This window comes from Parafrigoribacterium soli, assembly GCF_040227235.1.
GTDB lineage: Bacteria > Actinomycetota > Actinomycetes > Actinomycetales > Microbacteriaceae > Parafrigoribacterium_A > Parafrigoribacterium_A soli.
In genome coordinates, this window is the sequence record NZ_JBELNZ010000002.1 from 696,229 (window position 1) to 716,603 (window position 20,375).

Sequence of the window (20,375 nt, forward strand, 5' to 3'; positions counted from 1 at the left end):
CATAACATGGGGCAGTGACCTCGATCTCGCGCCGACACGTGCTCGCAATGGGCGCCGTTGGCCTCCTCGCGGGGTGCGCGCCGGTCTCTCCGCCCGCGCCGCGTCCGTCCCGCTCCCGCAGCACCGCGCCAGAGATCCCCGCGAATTGGGACGAGCTGGCCAGCGCGATCACCGGAACGCTCGCGCGACCGGGCGACGACGCGTACGACACCGTGCGGCTCGTCGAGAACCCGCGCTTCGACGACGCGAGGCCGCTCGGCGTGCTGACCGCGACATCCGCGACGGATGTGGCCGCCGGGCTTGCCTTCGCCGTCGCGCAGAAGATTCCCCTGGCCCTGCGCTCGGGCGGCCACAGCTACACCGGCTGGTCGTCCGGCGGCGCGGACGGCACAGACATGCCGCCGTCGCTCGTGATCGACACGCGAGGCATGACGGATGTGATCGTGGATGGCGGAACCGTTCGCATCCAGGCGGGCGCCTCGCTGGCCCAGGTCTATACGGCGCTCGGCAATGCCGGTAGGGCGATCGCCGCCGGCTCCTGTGCAACGGTCGGGGCGACCGGACTGATCCTCGGCGGCGGAGTTGGCGTGCTCAGCCGAGCGTACGGGCTCAGTTGTGACTCGCTCGTCGAGGTCGAGATCGTGACTGCGGACGGAACGTTGCATACCGCAACGGAATCGAAGGAGCCGGAACTGTTCTGGGCCTGCCGCGGCGGCGGAGGCGGCCACCTCGGCGTGGTCACGGCGCTCACGCTGACGACGCAGGCAGCACCCAAGGTCACCATGTTCACGCTCGAGTGGCCGTTCTCCAGCGCGGAAGACGTCGTTAAGGCGTGGCAGGGGTGGGCACCACAGGCCGACCCCAAACTCTGGTCGGCGCTCAAACTGCTCGCCGGAACCAGCCACCCCGAAGGTCCCTCCCTCACCGTGGCCGGCACCTGGATCGGCCCGAAAGGCGAGCTCGACGCGCAACTCGCACCGCTGCTCACCGCCGTCACCGAGGCGCCAACGCGCGACGTCGTCACCACCCACAGCTACCTCGACGCGATGATGAGCTACGCCGGATGCGCCACGATTCCGCTCGCCGAGTGCACGACGGGCGAGGACGGACGGCTGACGCGCCACTCGTGGGCCGCGACCTCACACGTGCCGTATCTCGAACTCAACCGCACCGCAATCGCGACGCTGCTCGACCAGGTGCTGGCGGCATCCGCGGTGCCCGGACTGAAGGAGGGCGGCATAGCCATGGATGCCCTCGGCGGCCGGGTGCGCGAGCTCGGCCCGAGCGCCACCGCGTTCCCCCATCGCACCGCCCTCATGATGGTGCAGTACAGCGCGGTCTTCGAGAATGGCCTGGACCCGGCACCGTTCGATGCCTACGTGCGAGGGTTCCGATCCGCGCTCGAGCCGCAGTGGGGCGACGGCGCCTACGTCAACTATGCGGATGCGAGCCTGCCGGACCCGGCAAAGTCGTACTTTGGCGACAACGCCGCTCGACTTTCGGCCGCGCGCGCGAAGTACGACCCGACGGGGCTCTTCACGCAGCCGCAGGCCTACTGAGCCGGCGCGGGGACCCGCCATGAAGGTGGATGTTTCTGTTGAGGAAGTTTCCTGATAGCTTTGCGCAGCGCAGCGCCACGCATACCGGCGTGACCGCGCGACGAAGGGACACCATGGCGAAGCCGGTGCGAGGGACGCCCTCCTGGCTGCGCGAGACCAACGAGCGCACCGCGCTGTCGCTGCTGTTCGAACACGGCGTGCTCACCCGCAACCAACTCGGCGAGCTGTCCGGACTCTCCAAGCCCACCGCGTCCCAGATCGTCTCGCGGCTCGAACAGACGGGAATCATCGAGGCCGTCGGCGAGGTCTCCGGCGGTCGCGGTCCGAACGCCGCCAGCTACGGGGTGCGCACCGACCGGGTGCTGGGCGTCGCCGTCGAGATCGACGATGCGGTCATCCGATCCACGGCGGTTGATGCGACCGGTGCCGAACATCCGGTGGCAGAAGCGGAGATCGACCGGGCGGGTCGCGACGCTGCCGCCGACCTCCGCGGCACCATCGACTCGGCCTGCGCATCCGCCGGCTTCGATGCCACAGCGGTGCGAACCGTCACGATCGGGCTGCAGGGCTCGATCGACCCGCGCACCGATGAGCTCTCCTTCATCGACACGCTGCCGGGCTGGCCCCGCAAAGCCGTGAGCGCAACGCTCGCGGATGCCCTCGGCCGCGACGTGCAGATCGACAACGACGTCAACCTGGCCGCCATCGCCGAGCGCTGCGAGGGCGCGGCTCACGGGGCATCGAGCTTCGCGCTGCTCTGGATGGGCGAGGGGCTCGGTCTCGCCGTCGACCTGGCCGGAACGGTGCATCACGGCGCGGCGGGCGGCGCGGGCGAGATCGGATACCTCCCGGTGCCTCGCGTCGCGGAGCCCATCGACGCGGACGCCACGAACCTGCAGGATCTGCTCGGCGGTCCCGCCCTCGTGCGGCTCGCGGCACAGCACGGAGTGCACGCGCGCAGCCTCGCCGACCTCTGCGCAATCCTCGCCACGCATCCCGCGCGCGAGGCGGTGCTGAGCGCGCTCGCCCCCCGCATCGCACTCGGCATCGTTCCCGTGCTCGCCATCCTCGATCCCGAGACCATCGTGCTCGGTGGCCCGCTGGGCAGCGCGGGAGGCGCGGAACTCGCCGCTCTCGTCAGTGGCGAGATCCAGACGGCGACGCTGTGGAATCCGATGGTGGCGGCATCCGAGGTCGCACAATTCCCCGTGCTGCGGGGAGCGAGGGAACTGCTGCTGCGCGACGTGCGCAAGCGACTCCTCGGTGAACTCGGCGAAGAAGAGTCTGAAAAACGAAGGGCCACGACATGAAGTTGACCGTCATCGGTGGAGGCTCCCCCTACACGCCAGAGCTCATCGACGGGTTCTCCCGCCTGCGCGAGTTGCTTCCCATCGAGGAGCTGTGGCTCGTCGATCCGGACGCGCACCGGCTCGACCTGGTGTCGGGGATGGCGCGGCGCATGTTCGTTCGGGCCGGGCATCCGGGGACCATCATGGCGACCTCGGATGTCGTGGCCGGCGTCGAGAACGCCGACGTCGTTCTGTTGCAGCTTCGCATCGGCGGCCAGGCGGCACGCCAGGGCGACGAGACCTGGCCGCACGAGGCGCAGGTCATCGGTCAGGAGACCACCGGACCCGGAGGCTTCGCGAAGGCCTTACGCACCGTGCCCGTCGTGCTCGACATCGCCGAGAACGTGCGACGGCACGCCAAGCCGAACGCGTGGATCATCGACTTCACCAACCCGGTCGGCATCGTCACCCGCGCCCTGCTGCAGGCGGGCCACCGTGCCGTGGGCCTGTGCAATGTGGCGATGGGATTCCAGCGCCGGTTCGCCTCGATGCTCGATGTGGACTTCGCCGAGGTGCAGCTCGACCACGTCGGTCTCAACCACCTGACCTGGGAGCGCGGCGTGACCGTGCGCGGCCGCAACGTGCTGCCACGCCTGCTCGGCGAGCGCGTCGAGGAGCTGGCCGAGGTCGTCGAGCTGTCGCCGTCGCTCCTCACCCTCCTCGGCTCTGTGCCCTCCTACTACCTGCGCTACTTCTACGACCACGACGAGGTGCTGAAGGAGCAGCTGGCATCGCCGACCCGCGCGGAGGCCGTCATGGACGTCGAGCGGGAACTTCTCGACCTCTACGCAGACCCGCACGTCGACACCAAGCCCGCGATCCTCGAGAAGCGAGGCGGTGCGTACTACTCCGAGGCCGCGGTCGACCTCATCGCCTCGCTCGTCTCGGACCGTCGCGACGTGCAGGTGGTGAACCTGGTCAACAACGGCGCCATGCCCTTCCTCCCCGACGACCACGTGATCGAGGTGCCCGCGACGGTGGGCAGCGACGGGGTGTCCGCACTGCCGATCGAGAGGTTGCCGGATGACCTGGCCGGGCTCATCGGCGATGTCGCGGGCTACGAGCGGCTGGCACTGGATGCCGCGGTGCACGGCGGACGTGACCGGGTGCTGCGGGCGCTGGTCGCGCATCCGCTGGTTCGCCAGTTCGAGAAGGCGGAGAGGCTCACCGACCTGCTGCTCGCGACCAACGCGCAGCATCTGGCGTGGGCGAAGTGAACGATCCGGTTCTCGTCGCGATCGACGGCGGCGGCTCGAAGACGGATGCGGTGGCGCTGGACCTCGACGGTAACGTGATCGCTCGGTCGCGTCGTGGCGCGTCGAGCCCGCAGAACATCGGCCTGGCTCCCGCCGCGGCGCTCGTGGACTCGCTGGTTACCGAGGTGCTCGCCGGCCGGCCCCTTCTGCGTGCAGCGATCTACCTCTCCGGCGTCGATCTGCCCGCGGAGATCACCGCCTTCCGCACGGCTATCGCCGAGTTCGCCTGGGCGAACAGCGGCGAGCGGGAACCTATCGTCGACAACGACATGTTCGCGCTGCTGCGGGCCGGAACCGAGGAGCCGAACGCGATCGCGGTGGTCTGCGGCACGGGCATCAATTGCGTGGGCATTCGGGCGGATGGCGCGCACGCGCGCTTTGCCGCGCTCGGCACTCTCTCCGGCGACTGGGGTGGCGGCTGGCAGCTCGGCGAGCAGGCCCTCTGGCACGCGGCGCGCGCCGTTGATGGTCGCGGTGAGGCGACCGAATTCACCACGACGATCCCGCAGCAGCTTGGGCTGCCCGACATCGAGGCCGTGCTCGAAGAGATCCATTTTGGACGCCTGTCGACGGCGGTGTTCGCGACGCTCGCGCCGCTCGTGCTCGCGGCCGCCGACCGGGGTGACACCGCGGGTCTGCTGCTCCTCGAGCGACAGGCCGAGGAGATCGTGGCGATCGCGGTAGCGGCCATCCGGAGGCTGGGTCTGGAGAACACGGCACTTCCGGTCGTTCTGGGCGGCGGCGTTCTCGCCACGGGTCACGAGAAGTTGATCGACGACGTGACCGCACTGCTCGCCGAACGGGCGCCCCTCGCGACGATCGAACTCGTGCGATCGCGACCGATCATCGGCGCCGCACTCCTCGGCCTGGAGTCCGTGGGCGCCAACGCCGACGCACTGGAGCGGGCGAGGCAGCAGCTGGGTCGCGAGTGATCCGCGCTCGGCCTCGAGACAGAATGGAGTGATGCAGCTCTCCGTTGTGATCGCGCCGGACTCGTTCAAGGGCACACTCCCCGCGCGCAGGGTCGCCGAGGCGATCGCCGCCGGCTGGCGCTCGGTGCGGCAGGGCGACGCGCTCGTGCTGCTGCCCCAGGCAGATGGCGGCGAAGGCACCCTGGACGCCGTCGAGTCTGCGGTTCCCGGCTCCGTTCGCCGAGACGCCGGCCTCGTGAGCGGACCGGATGGCAGGCGCGTGCCGGGCGAATGGCTCGAGTTGCCTGGCGGTGTGGCCGTGATCGAGCTCGCCCAAATGTGCGGACTGCCGCTCATGGGCGCCCTCGACCCGATGATGGCCACGACCTATGGGCTCGGGGAGGTCATCCGGGCGGCTCTCGCGAGCGGGGCGCGCAAACTCGTGATCGGCCTCGGCGGATCCGCCTCGACCGATGGCGGGGCGGGTGCCCTTGCCGCACTGGGCCTCGTCGCTCAGGGCGGCGAACTGCGCGCGTCCGAGTTGGCGCGCCTCGCCTCGCTTCAGCGCGGCGGACTCGTCACTCCCCCGGTCGACGGCGTCGTGCTCCTGAGCGACGTGACGGCTCCGCTCCTCGGCACCAGCGGAGCGGCACACGTCTTCGGTCCGCAGAAGGGCGCCGCACCGGACCAGGTGGAGCTCCTCGATACCGGTCTGGCGCGCTTCGCCGAGCTGCTGGGAGGAGATCCGACGCTGTCGGGCTCGGGCGCGGCCGGTGGCACCGCCTACGGCTTCGCGGCCGCGTGGGGCGCCTCGATCGAGCCGGGAGCGCCCTATCTGTCCAGGCTCAGCCGGCTTCCGGATGCGGTGGGCGGCGCCTCGCTGATCATCACGGGCGAGGGTTCCTTCGATGCGACCTCGACCGCGGGCAAGGTCGTGGGGCACGTGATCGCGCTCGCGGGTCGCGTGGACGTTCCCGTGCGAGTCATCGCGGGAAGGCTGGAGGTGCCACCCGTCGGGGCCGACGGCTCGGCGATTCCGGCAAGCTCGCTCACAGAGCTGGCCGGTTCCGCGGGGGCCGCGATGGGAGACCCGACGCGCTGGCTGCGCGCCGCGGGTGCGGAGTCGGCGCGCTCGTTCGCGTCCGATGGCTAGTGCGTATCGCCCGAGTGCTGCTCCAGAAAGGCGTAGAGCTCGTTGTCGTCGACGCCGGGGAACGTGCCGGACGGCAGCGGCGAGAGGATGTGCGCGTGCAGCCGAGCGCTCGGCCACGCCTTGTGCGCCCAGCGCTTCGAGAGCTCGGTGGTGGGACGACGGCAGCAGCTCGCATCCGGGCAGCTTGAGGTCTCGCGGTTCGTGGTCTCGCGCCCGCGGAACCACTTCGCGTCGGCGAACGGCACACCGAAGGTGATCGAGAACTCCTCCTTGGAGCCGGTGCCGGTCTGCGTCGAGCACCAGTAGGTGCCGGTCGGCGTGTCGGTGTACTGGTACAGCTCCGTCGTGCGATTCGTTCGCGCGAACGCTATGCGCGCACTCCAGTGGCGGCAGACCAGCTGGCCCTCGGTGGATCCGGTGACATCCGTCGGCATGCGCAGGCCGTCGTTCTCGTAGCCCTTGTAGAGCGCGCCGTCTTCGCCGACGCGAAGGAAGTGCACGGTCATGCCGAGGTGTGTGGTCGCCAGGTTGGTGAAGCGCAGCGCAGCGGCCTCGTGTGTCACGCCGAAGGCGTCGCGGAAGTCCTCGATCGCGAGGTTGCGATCGTTCTTGGCCGCGGTGAGGAAGTCGACCGACTGCCGCAGCGGCATGAGGCACGCCGCCGCGTAGTAGTTGATCTCCAGTCGCTGACGCAGGAATTCTGCATAGCTGTCGGGCTCCTTGTGACCGAGCAGCCGGTGCGCGAGCGCCTGCAGCGCCATCGAGCGCAACCCGTGGCCGCCCGGGATGGAGGCGGGCGGGAGGTAGATGCGCCCGTTGGCGAGGTCGGTCACCGAACGGGTGGAGTGCGGCAGGTCGTTCACGAAGATCAGCTCGAATCCGAGCTTCTTGGCCATGAGGCTCACCTCGCGATGGGTGAGCGCGCCGGTGGTGTGACCCACGCTGCGCAGGCTCTCCTCCGCGAGTTCTTCGATCTCGGGTAGGTGGTTGTTCTGCGTGCGCATGTACTGACGCAGCTCGGTGTTCGCGCGGCGCGCCTCCTCGGGCGTCGCGATCGCCTCGCGGGCGCGGCGAGCAAGCTCGCGGTGCAGGCCGAGCATCGCTTCGAGGGTGTCGTCCGACATCGAGCGCGAGGGGCGGATGCTGGGCAGCCCGAGCCCCGCGTAGACGGCGCTGTGTTGCATCCGGTCGAGTTCGATCTCGAGGGCGGCCCTGCGGGTCGGCGGCTTCGCGTCGAGGAGATCGGAGACCTCCGTTCCGAGCGCCGTGGCGATGCTCTGGAGCAGCGAGAGCCTGGGCTCGCGCCGCCCGTTCTCCATGAGGGAGAGCTGGCTGCCGGCGATCGAGACCTGGGCGCCCAGCTGGTCGAGCGTCAGGCCCGCCGCGGTGCGAAAGAAACGGATGCGCTGCCCCAGGGTGGCGAGATCGGTCATGGAATTGACACTAGCGAAAGATCGACGCTTCTTTCCATCAATTTCGGAAGAAAGTTGCCCGAGATTGGCGCATCGTGGAAGAAGAAGCCCGTTCTTGACAGAACACCATCACGAAAGTTAGAGGGACCGACATGACTCTCACCCCCATTCGCCCCCGCACGGATGCCGACCTCGTCGAGGCTGACGAACGGCTTCGCGACAACGCTTACCGCACCGCCACGCACGGCGAAGAAGAACACGAGCACGAGGACGCGCCCGTGATCCCCCGTGACGTGGCCGAATGGGTCGCGTCGATGGCGGCACTCACCAAGCCGGACCGCATCGTGTGGTGCGACGGCTCGGCGAAAGAATTCGACGACGTGACGCGCGAGCTCGTCGCGAGTGGCACGCTCACCCGCGTCAACCCCGAGTTCCGTCCCTACAGTTTTCTCGCGCGCAGCGCACCCAGCGATGTTGCCAGGGTCGAGGAGCGCACGTTCATCTGTTCCCTCGACGAAGAGGATGCCGGCCCGACGAATAACTGGCGCCACCCCGACGAGATGAAGGCCACCCTGCGCGAGCTCTTCGACGGCAGCATGCGCGGCCGCACGATGTACGTCGTGCCGTTCTCGATGGGCCCCCTCGGGAGCCCGTACTCGAAGCTCGGCGTGCAGATCACCGACTCGCCCTACGTCGTCGCGAGCATGCGCATCATGACGCGCATGGGCACCGAGGCACTGCGCCTCATCACCCCGGGCGTCGAATGGGTTCCCGCGCTGCACAGCGTCGGAGCGCCCCTCGCCGAGGGCGAGCAGGACGTCGCGTGGCCCTGCAACGACACCAAGTACATCTCGCACTTCCCCGAGACGCGGGAGATCTGGTCGTTCGGCTCCGCCTACGGCGGCAACGCCCTGCTCGGCAAGAAGGCGTTTGCCCTGCGCATCGCCTCGGTGATCGCCCGCGACGAGGGCTGGCTCGCCGAGCACATGCTCATCCTCAAGGTCACGAACCCTCGCGGACGCGTCTTCCACGTCGCCGCTGCCTTCCCCTCCGCCTGCGGCAAGACCAACCTCGCCATGCTGCGCCCGACCATTCCCGGCTGGAAGGTCGAGACCATCGGCGACGACATCGCCTGGCTGCACACTGGACCGGATGGGCGCCTGCGCGCCATCAACCCGGAGGCGGGCTTCTTCGGCGTCGCCCCCGGCACGAGCGAGACGACCAACGCGACGGCCATCGAGACGATGTGGGGCAACACCATCTTCACCAACGTGGCGCTGCGCGACGACGGCGACGTGTGGTGGGAGGGCCTGACCGACAAGGCGCCCGACCACCTGGTCGACTGGGAGGGCAACGACTGGAGCCCGGCATCCGGTCGCCCCGCCGCACACCCCAACTCGCGCTTCACCGTGGCCGCCTCACAGTGCCCCACCATCTCTGACAACTGGGACGACCCGGATGGCGTGGTCATCGACGCGATCATCTTCGGCGGCCGCCGCGCGAGCAACGTGCCGCTTGTGGTCGAGGCACGCGACTGGAAGCACGGCGTCTTCGTCGGCGCCACCGTCTCGTCGGAGCGAACGGCCGCCGCCGAGGGAACCGTCGGCGAACTGCGCCGTGACCCCTTCGCGATGATGCCGTTCTGCGGCTACAACATGGCGGACCACTGGTCCCACTGGCTGAAGGTAGGCGAGAAGCTGCAGCAGAACGGTAACGCGCCGAAGATCTTCCAGGTCAACTGGTTCCGCAAGGGCGCCGACGGCAGCTTCCTGTGGCCCGGCTTCGCGGAGAACGCGCGAGTGCTCGAGTGGATCCTCGAGCGCGTCGACGGCCGCGTGCCGGCAGCCGACACTCCCCTCGGCTGGAAGCCCGCCGACGGCGGCATCAATCTCGAGGGTCTCGAGGTCACGGCCAAACACTGGAACGAGCTCTTCGACATCGATCCGGATGCATGGCTCGCCGAGCTGGACAGCACCGAGGAGTTCTTCGGTCACTTCGGGGAGCGACTGCCCGCCGAACTCACGAAGCAGCTCGCCGACATCCGCCGCAGAGTGAAGCTGTCGATCGAGAACTAAAGCCCAGCCCACGTCGGGGCCCTCCGGATAGAATCGCGGCACAGGCAGTGCACCCGCGAATCCGGAAGGCCCCATCATGAGCAAGCAGTCCATCTTCGGTCGGATTTCCCAGCTGGCGAAGGCCAACATCAACGCCCTCATCGACTCCGCCGAGGATCCGGCCGTCATGCTCGACCAGATGGTTCGCGACTACACGAACAGCATCTCCGAGGCCGAGAGCGCGATCGCCGAGACGATCGGCAATCTGCGCCTCATGGAGCAGGACCACGCCGAAGACGTCGCGAACGCGCAGGACTGGGGCAACAAGGCGCTCGCGGCGAGCCGCAAGGGCGATGAACTGCGCGCCGCAGGCAACACTGCCGATGCCGACAAGTTCGACAACCTGGCCAAGGTCGCCCTTGGAAGGCAGCTCTCCGCCGAGAAGGAGGCGCGCACGGCCGAGCCCACCATCGCGTCCCAGACCGCGGTCGTTGCCCAGCTCAAGAGTGGTCTCGACGCGATGCGCGGCAAGCTCAGCCAGCTCACGGCGAAGCGCGACGAACTCGTCGCTCGCTCGAAGACGGTCAAGGCACAGTCGCAGGTTCTGGATGCCGTGAAGAGCATCGACCTGCTTGACCCGACGAGCGAGATCAGCCGCTTCGAGAGCAAGATCCGTCGCGAGGAGGCGAGGGTCGCCGGCAGGCAGGAGCTCGCATCCTCGAGCCTCGACGCGCAGTTTGAGCAGCTCGAGGCCTCGGATGAGCAGGTCGAGCTGGACGCTCGGCTGGCCGCCCTCAAGGCGGGCGCGCCGCAGCGCTCGCTCACCGACGGCCAGTAGCGCGCCGAATCGTGGTCGGGGAAGAAATCGGCCGCCGCATCCGTTAGCGCGAACATGACAACTATCGGATTCATCGGTTCAGGACACATCGGCGGTCAGGTTGCGCGCGCCGCCATTGCTCACGGGTACGACGTCGTGAGGAGCAACTCGCGAGGCCCGGAGTCGCTCAGTGAGCTCGTGGCGGAGCTGGGCGAGCACGCTCGCGCCGCAACCGCACAGGAGGCCGCCGAGGCCGCAGACTTTGCCGTGGTGAGCGTGCCGTTCAAGGCCTACCAGGATGTGCCGGTCGCGCCGCTCGCGGGCAAGGTGGTCATCGACACCAACAACTACTACTGGGAGCGCGACGGGCACTTCCCCGCGCTCGACGACGGCTCGGCGACGGTATCGGGACTGCTGCAGGAGCACCTCCCCACCTCGAAGGTGGCCAAGGGCTTCAACCACATCCCGTCAGCAGACATCACGACGGATGGCACGCCATCCGGCAGCGAGAACCGGCGCGCACTCGCGACCGCGGGCGACAGCGACGAAGCGATCGCCGTCGTCACGCGGCTCTACGACGAGTTCGGCTTCGACACCGTGAACGCCGGCCCGCTCTCGGAGAGCTGGAGGGTCGAGCGCGACCAGCCCGCCTACGTCGTTCGCCAGAACGCCGAGGAGCTCAGGGCCAATCTCACGCTGGCGAAACGCGCCCGCGAGAGCGACCGCGGCTGACGGGCGGCGCCCGAAGCACGCAGAATAGTGTCGTGCCGTCAACTTTTCTTGTAGTACCGCAGTGGCAGGGTTCCGGATCGTCGCGCGCGATGCGCCTGGCCGAGGGAGCCGAGGCGATCCGCGGGGACCTGCCGACAGCATCCACGGTTTCGGTCGACGTGCCGCTGGGCGCCGGCAGCAGCCAGGGCACTGCGGTGCACCGGCTCAGTTCGCTCGAGCAGGTGCGCGAGAGAACGACGCAGGCACTCGACGCGCTGAGCGGAACGGTCATCACGGTCGGCGGCGACTGCGCCGTGGACCTCGCGCCGATCGCCCACGCGAACGCCCTCAACGAGTCGATGGCGGTTCTGTGGCTCGACGCGCATCCCGACCTCAACACCCCTGAGTCCTCGCCATCCGGAGCGTTCGCGGGGATGGTGCTGCGCACCCTGCTCGGCGAGGGAACGCCGACCCTCGCGCCGGAGGCGCCGCTGGATCCGGCGCGCACCATTCTCATCGGAATCCGCAGCGTTGACGACGGCGAGAACGAGTACCTGGCCTCGAGCGCCGTGCGGGCGCTGGGTGTGCAGGATGCGAGTGCCGAGTCGGTCACAGCGGCGCTGACCTCGAGCGGCGCGAGTTCGGTGTACATTCACATCGACCTCGACGTGCTCGACCCGGCAGAATTTGGCGGCGTCAGCGACCCGATGCCGTTCGGACTGAGCCTCGCGACTCTTCTCGACGTGATCGGGGCCGCGAAGGCCGCACTTCCCCTCGCCGGCGCGGGAATCGCGGGCTTCGCCCCCGCATCCGCCGAGGCCGCCTCGGACGACCTCGGCAGCATCCTGCGCGTCCTCGGCGCCCTCACGGCCTGACCGCGCGTGCGTTCAGCAGGATGAGAGGCGACGCGCCGCCTCGCGCGGCAGATCGCGACGGCGTGTTGCGCCTCATCCTGTTATGGTGCCGCCAGCCATCGACGGCGAGCACAGGCTCGTGGCCGCCACCTAGGCTTGACCGCATGACGGACTCACGGATCACGGTCGATCGCGACGAACACGTTCTGCTCATCGGCTTCAATCGCGCAGACAAGCGCAACGCCACAGACTTTCGGATGCTGCAGGAGCTCTCCCTCGCGTACGGGGAACTCGAGCGCGACCCCGAGCTGCGCGCCGGTTTCGTGTACGCGCACGGCGACCACTTCACGGGTGGCCTGGACCTCGCAGACGTCGGTCCGCGGATCGGCGCGGACGGCATCGACATCGTGCCCGAGGGCGGCGTCAACCCCTGGCAGGTGAGCGGCACGCAGCTGAGCAAGCCGGTGGTGATCGCCGTGCAGGGCACGTGCCTCACCCTCGGCATCGAGCTGATCCTCGCGAGCGACATCGCCGTCGCGGCGGAGTCGACGAGCTTCGCCCAGATCGAGGTCGCCCGTGGCATCCTGCCGTTCGGCGGCGCCACCCTGCGCTTCCCGCGGGCCGTGGGCTGGGGCAACGCGATGCGCTGGATCCTCACGGGCGACAGCTTTGACGCACGCGAGGCGCACCGCATCGGCCTAGTGCAGGAGGTTGTCGCCGACGGTGAGCAATATGCCCGTGGTCTCGAGTTGGCGCAACGGATTGCGGCGCAGGCGCCGCTCGCTGTGCAGGCGGCACTCGCGAATGCGCGCGTCGCGGTGCGCGAGGGAGACGCTCTCGCCGAGCAGCAATTGCAGCCCGCGCTGGTCGAGCTCGCCGCGAGCGAGGATGCCCGCATCGGCATGCAGGCGTTCCTCACCCGCACTCCGGCAACCTTCGTCGGCCGCTGACCAGCACCCGCGTACCAAAGTCCTGAATTTTCGAAACGCGGGGAGGCCGCGCGGGTAGCCTCGGAGGATGGCGAATCGTGAGTATGACCTCATCGTTGTCGGAGCCGGAGCGGTAGGCGAGAACATCGCGGATCGCGCGGTGCAGGGCGGTCTGAGCACCGTCATCGTCGAGAGCGAACTCGTCGGCGGCGACTGTTCCTACTGGGCCTGCATGCCGTCGAAAGCACTCCTCCGCAGCGGCATCGCGCTGCGCGCGGCACAGAAACTCGGCGGAGCAAAGCAGGCAGTGACCGGCGACCTCGACGTGGCAGCGGTGCTGAAGCGCCGCAACAGCTTCACGCACGACTGGAACGACCAGAGCCAGGTCGACTGGGTCACCGGCGCGGGCATCGACCTCGTGCGTGGGCGCGCGCGGTTCACGGCCGCCAAGGAGGTCTCGGTGACGGCGGACGACGGCACCGTCACCGTGCTCACCGCGAAGCACGCCGTCGCGGTCAGCGTCGGCTCCGACGGCATGCTTCCAGACATCCCCGGTCTCCGGGACGCGAACCCGTGGACCAGCCGTGACGCCACCAGCGCCCAGGAGGCACCGAAGAGCCTCGCGATCATCGGTGGCGGCGTGGTCGGATCGGAGATGGCCACCGCGTACGCGAGCCTCGGCACGGAGGTCACCCTGATCTCCCGCAGCGGCCTGCTCTCCGGCAACGAACACTTCGCTGGCGAGATGGTGACGGATGCGCTGCGCGAGCTGGGCGCGACGGTCAAGCTCGGCGTCTCCCCGGTCTCGGTCTCGCGCGACGACTCCGGCGTGACCCTGCAGCTCGACGACGGAACCACCGTCACGGCGCAGGAACTGCTCGTGGCGACGGGACGCCTTCCCCGTACGAACGATCTCGGCCTTGAGTCGATCGGCCTGAAGCCGGGCGACTGGCTGCACGTCGACGACACGATGCTCGTCGACGGCTTCGACTGGCTCTACGCGTGCGGTGACGTGAACCACCGCGCGCTGCTCACCCATCAGGGCAAGTACCAGGCGCGGGCCGCGGGCGATGTCATCGCGGCGCGAGCGAAGGGCGAGCCGGTCGACGACAAACCGTGGGGCGCGCACGTGGCCACCGCGGATCATCAGGCGGTTCCCCAGGTGACCTTCACTGACCCCGAGGTGGCGTCGGTGGGGCTCACGGCAGACGGCGCGCGGAAGGCGGGCTACGACATCCGCGTGGTCGACTACGAGCTCGGGCAGGTGGCCGGTGCCGCGCTGCAGGCCGACGGCTACCAGGGCAAGGCGCGCATGGTGGTGGACGAAGAGCGAGGGGTGCTGCTCGGCGTGACCTTCGTGGGTCAGGATGTCGCCGAGATGATCCAGGCGGCGACCGTCGCGATCGTGGGCGAGGTACCGATCGACAGGCTCTGGCACGCCGTGCCCCCGTATCCGACGATGAACGAGATCTGGCTGCGACTGCTGGAGACCTACGGCCGCCCTAGCTGACGAGCGCGGAGTACACACCGAGCAGTGCCGTGGCGGTCGCGCCCCAGGTGAAGCCGAGCGCGTGGTGGCGCGAAGAGAACTGCAGTCGCTCGAGCTGCATCGGGTCGGAGAGCAGGAGCGCGATCACCCTCGCCCACTCTGCCGGCTGCCGGGAATCGACGAGCACCCCGGATGCGCCGTCCGCTATCGCCTCGACGAGCCCGCCACCGCGGTAACCCACCACCGGTGTGCCACTCGCGGCCGATTCCAGCGCGACGAGCCCGAAGGTCTCCGAGTGCGAGGGAACGAGCGTGAGGCTCGCCATCGCGAACAGGTCGGCGAGATCGCTGCGCGACAACGCGCCGGCGAACCGCACGTGGTCGGCGACGCCGAGGCTGGCGGCAAGCCAGTGGAGCATCCGCCCATATTCCTCGTCGCCCGGCGTCTCGGCGCCGGCGAGCACGAGCACGGGCGCGCGACCGAGCAGCGCGTGCACCTCGGCGAAGGCGCGGATCGCAAGTTCCTGGTCCTTGAGCGGCTGGATGCGCGCCGCGACCACGATCACCGGACGACCTGGGTCGACCCGCAGCATCGCGCGCATCCGCCGTTCTCCGCCGCTCACGGCGCGATCCGGCCGAAACAGGTCGACGTCGACGCCCGGCGGGATCACCCAGATTCGCTCAGCGGATGCGCGAACGTCGTCGATGAGGCTCGTCACCTCAGCGGCAGACCCCGCCACGATCGCGGCCGCCTGGTTCGCGAGGTACATCTCCGATCGCACCCTCGCCTCCGGCTCCGCCTCCTGCCCGGGAGCAAGCGTGCGGTTCTTCATCGACGCCAGAGTGTGGAAGCTCTGCACCAGCGGAATGCCCTGCTCGATCGCCACCGGCAGCGTCGCGAGCCCGCTCAGCCAATAGTGCGCGTGGATGAGGTCGTATCCGCCGTCCGCACCACGGGCAAGAGCGGCGACCGCCTCACCGAACTCGTCGGCGACCTTGGGCAGCGCGCCCTTCGGCAGCGCCGTGGCCGGCCCCGCCGCGAGTTCCCGAAGCGTGATGCGCTCCGCGATCTCGGTGACCGACGGCCCAGCGGATGCCCGGGTCAGCAGGTCCACCCGCAAGCCGCGGGCGGCCAGACCCTTCGCCGTGGCAAGGATCGACACGTTCATGCCTCCCGCATCCCCGCTGCCGGCTGGCGCCGTCGGAGAGGTGTGCATCGACACCATCGCAACGCGCTTCAGGGTGCTGGGCATGCTGCCACTGTATTCCGCGACTCTGGGGCGCAGCTTGGCGAGCGCGCGACTACGGCTGCTAGAAACGACGTATGACCAACGAGCGCGCGCAACCGGCACAAGACCTCAGGGGGCGCGTCATGGTGATCACCGGCGCGAGTTCGGGGCTGGGTGCCGCGGCCGCCGCGAACCTCGGCGCGCGGGGTGCCGAACTCGCCCTCGTGGGTCGCAACCGCGAACGCACGATGGCCGTTGCCGAAGCCGTCGGCGGCAGCGCCTTTCTCGCCGATTTCGACCGGCTCGATGACGTGCGCGAGCTGGCAGCGGCGCTCGGTGCGCGCTACGAGCGGATCGATGTGCTGGCGAACAACGCGGGCGGTCTGGTGCGCGAGCGGGCGATCACCACGGATGGCTTCGAGCGCACGCTGCAGTCGAATTATCTTGCGCCGTTCCTGCTCACCAACCTGCTGCTGCCGGTGCTGCAACGAAGCGGCGCACGGGTCATCGCGACGGCCAGCGTGGCCAATCTGATGGGCAGGCTCGACCTCGACGACCTGAACTTCGAGCACCGAGCCTGGCTCGGCGGCTGGCCGGCCTATGGCACGAGCAAGCTTCTCGACATCCTGTTCACCGAGGAGCTCGCCAGGCGCGCAGAGGTCGCGTCCTATGCGTTCCACCCCGGCTACGTGGCCACGGGATTCGGGGCGGACACGGCGATCATCCGCTTTGCGAACCTGATCAGCGGCGGAAGGATCGGCCTGCGCCCGGAGCAGGGTGCCGCGCCGCTCATCCACCTCGCCTCGGTGCCGGACGTGGGGGTTGCGAGCGGCACCTACTTCGATCGCCTCACGCCCTTCGGCAAGATTCGCAGGATGCCGCAGCAGGAGGAACTCGCCCGAGCGCTGTGGGACAAGTCCGAGGAGCTCGTTGGCCGCTGAGCCTGTCGAAGCGCAACGCCACGGCTCCCTCCGACCAGCTCAGGGAACGACGCGCTTCACCACTGCGGCGGATGCCGCTCCTGCCAGCGCAGGCGGCGCTCCAGCTGTGCCCCGATCGCCAGCAGCGTGGCCTCGCTACCCGGGCGACCGATGAGCTGCACTCCCATCGGGAGCCCGGCATCCGTTTGGGCCACCGGCAGCGTGATCGCCGGCAGTCCCGTGACGTTCGCGAAGGAGGTGAACGGCGTGTACTGCACCTGCTGCTCGAAGTTGTGCTCGCCATCCTCGTTGTCGTACCAGCCGATCGGCCGCGGGGTCATCGCGAGCGACGGCGTCAGCACGGCGTCGAAGCCGGCGAACTGCCGGATGATCGAGCGCTCGAACAGCGCGAGCGCGGCGAGCGCCTCACCGAGCTGGCGGGCGGAGAGCTCGCGCCCGCGGGCGACCAGCCAGCGGGTGAGCGGCTCGAGCAGCTCCAGCTGCTCGCCCTCGGCGGGGATGCCGGCCGCGCCCGCCTGCCAGATGGTGCGGAAGTTCGGCGCGTAGCTGTCATCCGGCTCGAGCGCGATCTCCTCGATGCCGTGACCGATCGCGTTGAGTTCTTTCAGCGCCAGATCGAGCGCCGCGGATGCCTCGGCAGACACCCGGATGTCGTAGGCCGAGTCCCACGGCGACGTCGTCATCACACCCAGCTGGAACCGGCCTTCGCCGCGCACGGCAGCGTTGAGAAGCGCGCCGCCGTCCCAGCGCGGAGCGCGCACCGTGAACGGGAAGGACTGCTCACCGATCATCGCGTCGAGCAGCATCGCCGCGTCCGCGACGCTTCTCGCGAGCGGACCGGGCACCGCGAGTCCCGCCAGTTTGTCGAGCCCGGAGCCGCTCGGCACGAGTCCGCGGGAGGGCTTGACGCCCACGAGGCCCGTCGCCGCGGCCGGGATGCGCACGGAACCGCCGCCGTCGGAGCCGGGGGCGAAGGGCACGAGCCCGGCAGCAACCGCCACCGCCGCTCCCCCGCTTGAACCTCCGGCTCCGAGCTCAGGGTTCCACGGCGTGCGAGCCGGCGGTGCCACGAGGCTCTCGGTGTATGCGGGCAGGCCGAACTCGGGAGTGTTGGTCTTGCCGAGGCTGATGCCGCCGGCGTCGTCCAGCACCGTCACGAGTTCATCCGACTCCTCTGGCACGAAGTTCTGCGTGAGCCGCGAGCCGTAGCCGGTGGGCACGCCGGCGCGATTCACGAGGTCCTTGTCGGCTAACGGGAGTCCCCACAGCGCGGTGGGGCGCGGGCCCTCCTCAGTCTGGATGCGCGCCCGCTCGAGCGCGGCATCCGCGGTTACGGTCACGAAGGCACCGAGATCGCCGTCAACCCTCTCGATGCGCCCGAGGTAGTGCTCGACTAGCTCGGTCGGCGTGATGTCGCGACGCTGCAGGCGCTCCCACTGCTGCTGCGCGCTGAGGTGGTGGAGTTCGAACACGGTTCGAGCCTAGAAGGTCGGCGGACGCGGCGCTTGACATCCGAGAACAAAGCTGGTTGGTTAGTTACTCAAGTAATGAACCAACCAGCGGGAGAAGGATCGGGTGGACGAAGGCAGACCGATTTTCGTTCAGATCGCCGAGCAGATCGAGAACGACATCATCGGCGGAGCCCTGGCAGAAGAGAGCCAGGTGCCGTCGACGAACGAGTTTGCGGCGTTCTATCGCATCAATCCCGCCACCGCGGGCAAGGGCGTCAACCTCCTCGTTGACGACGGAATCCTCTACAAGAAGCGGGGTATCGGGATGTTCGTGACCGCCGGCGCCCGCGACCGCCTCATGCAGAAGCGGCGCGAGCACTTCCAGCAGGAGTACGTGCAGCCCCTCCTCTCCGAAGCCGGAAAGCTCGGCATCTCGCCGAACGAACTGGCCACGATGATCACCAACTCGACACCGAAAGAAGCGGAGCGAAAATGACCCCAATAGTCGAGGTGAAGAACCTCAGCAAACGATTCGGCAGCCTGCGCGCCGTGGACGATGTGAGCTTCACCGTCAGCGAGAACAAGATCTACGGCCTCCTCGGTCGCAACGGCGCAGGCAAGACCACCCTCATGCAATTGCTCACCGGACAGGAGTTCGCCACGAGCGGCAGCATCGAGGTCTTCGGTGCACCGCCCGTCGAGAACGCGACCGTGCTGCAGCAGCTCTGCTTCATCAAGGAGAGCCAGCGCTACCCAGACAACTTCAAACCGAAGCACGTCTTCCGCAGCGCACCATGGTTCTTCTCCCGCTGGGACGCCGACTTCGCCGAGCGACTCGTCGCTGACTTCAGGCTGCCGGTGAACCGCCCGATCAAGAAGCTGTCCCGCGGGCAGCTCTCGGCCGTCGGGGTGATCGTCGGACTCGCCTCGCGCGCGCCGCTCACCTTCTTCGACGAGCCCTACCTGGGCCTGGATGCCGTGGCGAGGCAGATCTTCTACGATCGCCTCCTCGAGGACTACGCCGAGCATCCGCGCACGGTCATCCTCTCGACCCACCTGATCGACGAGGTAAGCAGCCTGCTCGAACACGTGCTGGTGATCGATGACGGCCGCATCATCATCGACGAGGATGCCGACGAACTGCGCGCATCCGCCACCACGGTGAGCGGGCTGCAAGCGGTCGTCGACGAGTTCGTGCAGGGCCGCGACGTTCTCCACCGCGCGAGCATCGGCGCTCTCGGCTCGGTCACCGTCGGGGGCCTCAGCAGGCCCGAACGCGATGCAGCGGCGAGCCTGGGCCTCGAGCTCTCCCCCGTATCCCTCCAGCAACTCATCGTGCGCCGCACCGGCAGCACCGAGAAGGAATTCGAGTACAGCGCATGACCACCATGACGTCCGCTCACACGGCGGTACCAGAAGCACGAACGAAGGCGAACAGGGTCTGGAACGCGGCGAGGCTGCAGTTCACCAACGGCTGGCAGTCGATCGGGCTGCCGTGGCTCGTCCTCGCCATCATCTTCTTCGCCTATCTGGCGATCTGGGTGATCCTCTACACTTCCACGAGCGGTCAGGATCGCAAAGACCTCTCCGACGGCCTGCAGTACAGCGGCGCCACGTGGTACATCTTCGTGTACATGCTCGTCGTCGCCATCCAGGCGATCGCGCGCACGTTCCCCTTCGCACTCGGTCTGAGCGTGACGCGCAGGGATTTCTACCTCGGCACCTCGCTCGCGTTTGTGATCTTCTCGGTCATCTACGGGTGCGGGCTGACCCTCCTCTCCTACCTCGAGGACTGGACCGGCGGCTGGGGAGTCGGCGGCAGGATGTTCACCGCCGTCTACTACGGCAGCGGGCCGTTCTGGCAACGTCTCTTCATCTTCGTCAGCATCTTCCTGTTCTTCTTCTTCGTCGGCATGGCGTCCGCGACCCTGTACGTGCGGTGGAAAGCGACCGGGCTGCTCAGCTTCGGCGCTGTGCTGCTCGCGCTCGGGGTTGGCCTCATCGCGCTGGCCACGTGGAGTCACAGCTGGGAACGCGTGGGCGAATGGTTCGCGACATCCGGCTCGGTCGGAGTCGTCGCATGGATGCTCGCACCGACGGTTCTCGCCGCAGTAGTCGGCTACTTCGTCCTGCGCAGGGCAACACCGAAGAACTAGCAGCGGGGGTGCCGGGAGCCCGTAATACGCGGACATCCCGGCACCCAAAGCTGACAATCCAGCACAAGTTGTCAAGAGCACCTCCGAATCCGTCGTAGCGTGGAA

General features: G+C 68.6%; 17 protein-coding genes and 1 pseudogene. 15 read left to right on the top strand and 3 right to left on the bottom strand.

Features of this window, described 5'->3' with window-relative positions; translation table 11 throughout:
- The first annotated feature begins 14 nt into the window (after window positions 1-14).
- From ABUA37_RS07630 to ABUA37_RS07650, 5 genes are all read left to right on the top strand, one after another.
- Complete coding sequence (locus tag ABUA37_RS07630; protein WP_349898529.1) at window positions 15-1,559, top strand: FAD-binding oxidoreductase; 1,545 nt, start codon at window positions 15-17, stop codon at window positions 1,557-1,559.
- 89 nt (window positions 1,560-1,648) lie between these two features.
- Window positions 1,649-2,869, top strand: coding sequence for an ROK family transcriptional regulator (locus ABUA37_RS07635; protein WP_349898530.1), 1,221 nt, complete (start codon window positions 1,649-1,651; stop codon window positions 2,867-2,869).
- Window positions 2,866-4,125 (top strand): 6-phospho-beta-glucosidase, encoded by a 1,260-nt coding sequence (locus ABUA37_RS07640; RefSeq protein ID WP_349898531.1) that lies wholly within the window; start codon window positions 2,866-2,868, stop codon window positions 4,123-4,125. Before ABUA37_RS07635 ends, ABUA37_RS07640 begins: the two co-directional genes overlap by 4 nt.
- On the top strand, window positions 4,122-5,096 hold the full coding sequence (locus ABUA37_RS07645; protein WP_349898532.1) for an N-acetylglucosamine kinase: 975 nt from the start codon (window positions 4,122-4,124) through the stop codon (window positions 5,094-5,096). The genes ABUA37_RS07640 and ABUA37_RS07645 overlap by 4 nt, the downstream gene beginning before the upstream one ends.
- A 31-nt stretch (window positions 5,097-5,127) precedes the next feature.
- Window positions 5,128-6,228 (top strand): glycerate kinase, encoded by a 1,101-nt coding sequence (locus ABUA37_RS07650; RefSeq protein ID WP_349898533.1) that lies wholly within the window; start codon window positions 5,128-5,130, stop codon window positions 6,226-6,228.
- Here ABUA37_RS07650 and ABUA37_RS07655 read toward each other — a convergent pair.
- A complete protein-coding gene (locus tag ABUA37_RS07655) occupies window positions 6,225-7,661 on the bottom strand; it encodes a helix-turn-helix domain-containing protein (RefSeq protein ID WP_349898534.1) in 1,437 nt (478 codons plus the stop codon). The genes ABUA37_RS07650 and ABUA37_RS07655 overlap by 4 nt on opposite strands.
- A 131-nt stretch (window positions 7,662-7,792) precedes the next feature.
- Between ABUA37_RS07655 and ABUA37_RS07660 the strand changes: the two genes are divergently transcribed.
- From ABUA37_RS07660 to ABUA37_RS07685, 6 genes and pseudogenes are all read left to right on the top strand, one after another.
- Window positions 7,793-9,715 (top strand): phosphoenolpyruvate carboxykinase (GTP), encoded by a 1,923-nt coding sequence (locus tag ABUA37_RS07660; RefSeq protein ID WP_349898535.1) that lies wholly within the window; start codon window positions 7,793-7,795, stop codon window positions 9,713-9,715.
- A gap of 76 nt (window positions 9,716-9,791) precedes the next feature.
- The gene (locus ABUA37_RS07665; protein ID WP_349898536.1) at window positions 9,792-10,532 is read left to right on the top strand and encodes a PspA/IM30 family protein; all 741 of its coding nucleotides are present in this window, start codon (window positions 9,792-9,794) and stop codon (window positions 10,530-10,532) included.
- A gap of 15 nt (window positions 10,533-10,547) precedes the next feature.
- Window positions 10,548-11,243 (top strand): annotated as a pseudogene (locus tag ABUA37_RS07670) (NADPH-dependent F420 reductase); the annotation flags it as partial.
- Window positions 11,244-11,275: 32 nt separating this feature from the next.
- Window positions 11,276-12,097 carry an arginase family protein gene (locus ABUA37_RS07675; RefSeq protein WP_349898537.1) on the top strand — a complete coding sequence of 274 codons (822 nt, stop codon included), beginning with the start codon at window positions 11,276-11,278 and terminating at the stop codon, window positions 12,095-12,097.
- Between the two features lie 143 nt (window positions 12,098-12,240).
- Window positions 12,241-13,026 (top strand): crotonase/enoyl-CoA hydratase family protein, encoded by a 786-nt coding sequence (locus ABUA37_RS07680; RefSeq protein WP_349898538.1) that lies wholly within the window; start codon window positions 12,241-12,243, stop codon window positions 13,024-13,026.
- A 67-nt stretch (window positions 13,027-13,093) separates the two neighbouring features.
- Complete coding sequence (locus tag ABUA37_RS07685; protein ID WP_349898539.1) at window positions 13,094-14,515, top strand: dihydrolipoyl dehydrogenase family protein; 1,422 nt, start codon at window positions 13,094-13,096, stop codon at window positions 14,513-14,515.
- Here the strand turns inward: ABUA37_RS07685 and ABUA37_RS07690 are convergent.
- Window positions 14,508-15,746 carry a glycosyltransferase gene (locus tag ABUA37_RS07690; RefSeq protein WP_349898540.1) on the bottom strand — a complete coding sequence of 413 codons (1,239 nt, stop codon included), beginning with the start codon at window positions 15,744-15,746 and terminating at the stop codon, window positions 14,508-14,510. The genes ABUA37_RS07685 and ABUA37_RS07690 overlap by 8 nt on opposite strands.
- 71 nt (window positions 15,747-15,817) lie before the next feature.
- Here ABUA37_RS07690 and ABUA37_RS07695 point away from each other — a divergent pair, with 71 nt between their 5' ends.
- Window positions 15,818-16,663, top strand: coding sequence for an SDR family NAD(P)-dependent oxidoreductase (locus tag ABUA37_RS07695; RefSeq protein ID WP_349898541.1), 846 nt, complete (start codon window positions 15,818-15,820; stop codon window positions 16,661-16,663).
- 56 nt (window positions 16,664-16,719) lie between these two features.
- Here the strand turns inward: ABUA37_RS07695 and ABUA37_RS07700 are convergent, their stop codons facing one another.
- On the bottom strand, window positions 16,720-18,135 hold the full coding sequence (locus ABUA37_RS07700; protein ID WP_349898542.1) for an amidase: 1,416 nt from the start codon (window positions 18,133-18,135) through the stop codon (window positions 16,720-16,722).
- Between the two features lie 103 nt (window positions 18,136-18,238).
- Here ABUA37_RS07700 and ABUA37_RS07705 point away from each other — a divergent pair, with 103 nt between their 5' ends.
- The 3 genes from ABUA37_RS07705 to ABUA37_RS07715 are packed head-to-tail and all read left to right on the top strand — an operon-like array spanning window position 18,239 to window position 20,270.
- Window positions 18,239-18,610, top strand: coding sequence for a GntR family transcriptional regulator (locus ABUA37_RS07705; RefSeq protein WP_349898543.1), 372 nt, complete (start codon window positions 18,239-18,241; stop codon window positions 18,608-18,610).
- Entirely contained in the window at window positions 18,607-19,497 is an 891-nt protein-coding gene (locus tag ABUA37_RS07710; protein WP_349898544.1) for an ABC transporter ATP-binding protein, read from the top strand. Before ABUA37_RS07705 ends, ABUA37_RS07710 begins: the two co-directional genes overlap by 4 nt.
- Window positions 19,494-20,270: an ABC transporter permease gene (locus tag ABUA37_RS07715; RefSeq protein WP_349898545.1), complete on the top strand. Its 777-nt coding sequence runs from the start codon at window positions 19,494-19,496 to the stop codon at window positions 20,268-20,270. Before ABUA37_RS07710 ends, ABUA37_RS07715 begins: the two co-directional genes overlap by 4 nt.
- Window positions 20,271-20,375 lie beyond the last annotated feature (105 nt).

Bases quoted from the DNA above. Each gene is read 5' to 3' on its own strand.
- ABUA37_RS07640 (WP_349898531.1), top strand. From the start codon at position 2,866: ATGAAGTTGACCGTCATCGGTGGAGGCTCCCCCTACACGCCAGAGCTC.
- ABUA37_RS07650 (WP_349898533.1), top strand. From the start codon at position 5,128: ATGCAGCTCTCCGTTGTGATCGCGCCGGACTCGTTCAAGGGCACACTC.
- ABUA37_RS07655 (WP_349898534.1), bottom strand. From the start codon at position 7,661: ATGACCGATCTCGCCACCCTGGGGCAGCGCATCCGTTTCTTTCGCACC.
- ABUA37_RS07660 (WP_349898535.1), top strand. From the start codon at position 7,793: ATGACTCTCACCCCCATTCGCCCCCGCACGGATGCCGACCTCGTCGAG.
- ABUA37_RS07665 (WP_349898536.1), top strand. From the start codon at position 9,792: ATGAGCAAGCAGTCCATCTTCGGTCGGATTTCCCAGCTGGCGAAGGCC.
- ABUA37_RS07680 (WP_349898538.1), top strand. From the start codon at position 12,241: ATGACGGACTCACGGATCACGGTCGATCGCGACGAACACGTTCTGCTC.
- ABUA37_RS07685 (WP_349898539.1), top strand. From the start codon at position 13,094: ATGGCGAATCGTGAGTATGACCTCATCGTTGTCGGAGCCGGAGCGGTA.
- ABUA37_RS07690 (WP_349898540.1), bottom strand. From the start codon at position 15,746: ATGCCCAGCACCCTGAAGCGCGTTGCGATGGTGTCGATGCACACCTCT.
- ABUA37_RS07695 (WP_349898541.1), top strand. From the start codon at position 15,818: ATGACCAACGAGCGCGCGCAACCGGCACAAGACCTCAGGGGGCGCGTC.
- ABUA37_RS07710 (WP_349898544.1), top strand. From the start codon at position 18,607: ATGACCCCAATAGTCGAGGTGAAGAACCTCAGCAAACGATTCGGCAGC.
- ABUA37_RS07715 (WP_349898545.1), top strand. From the start codon at position 19,494: ATGACCACCATGACGTCCGCTCACACGGCGGTACCAGAAGCACGAACG.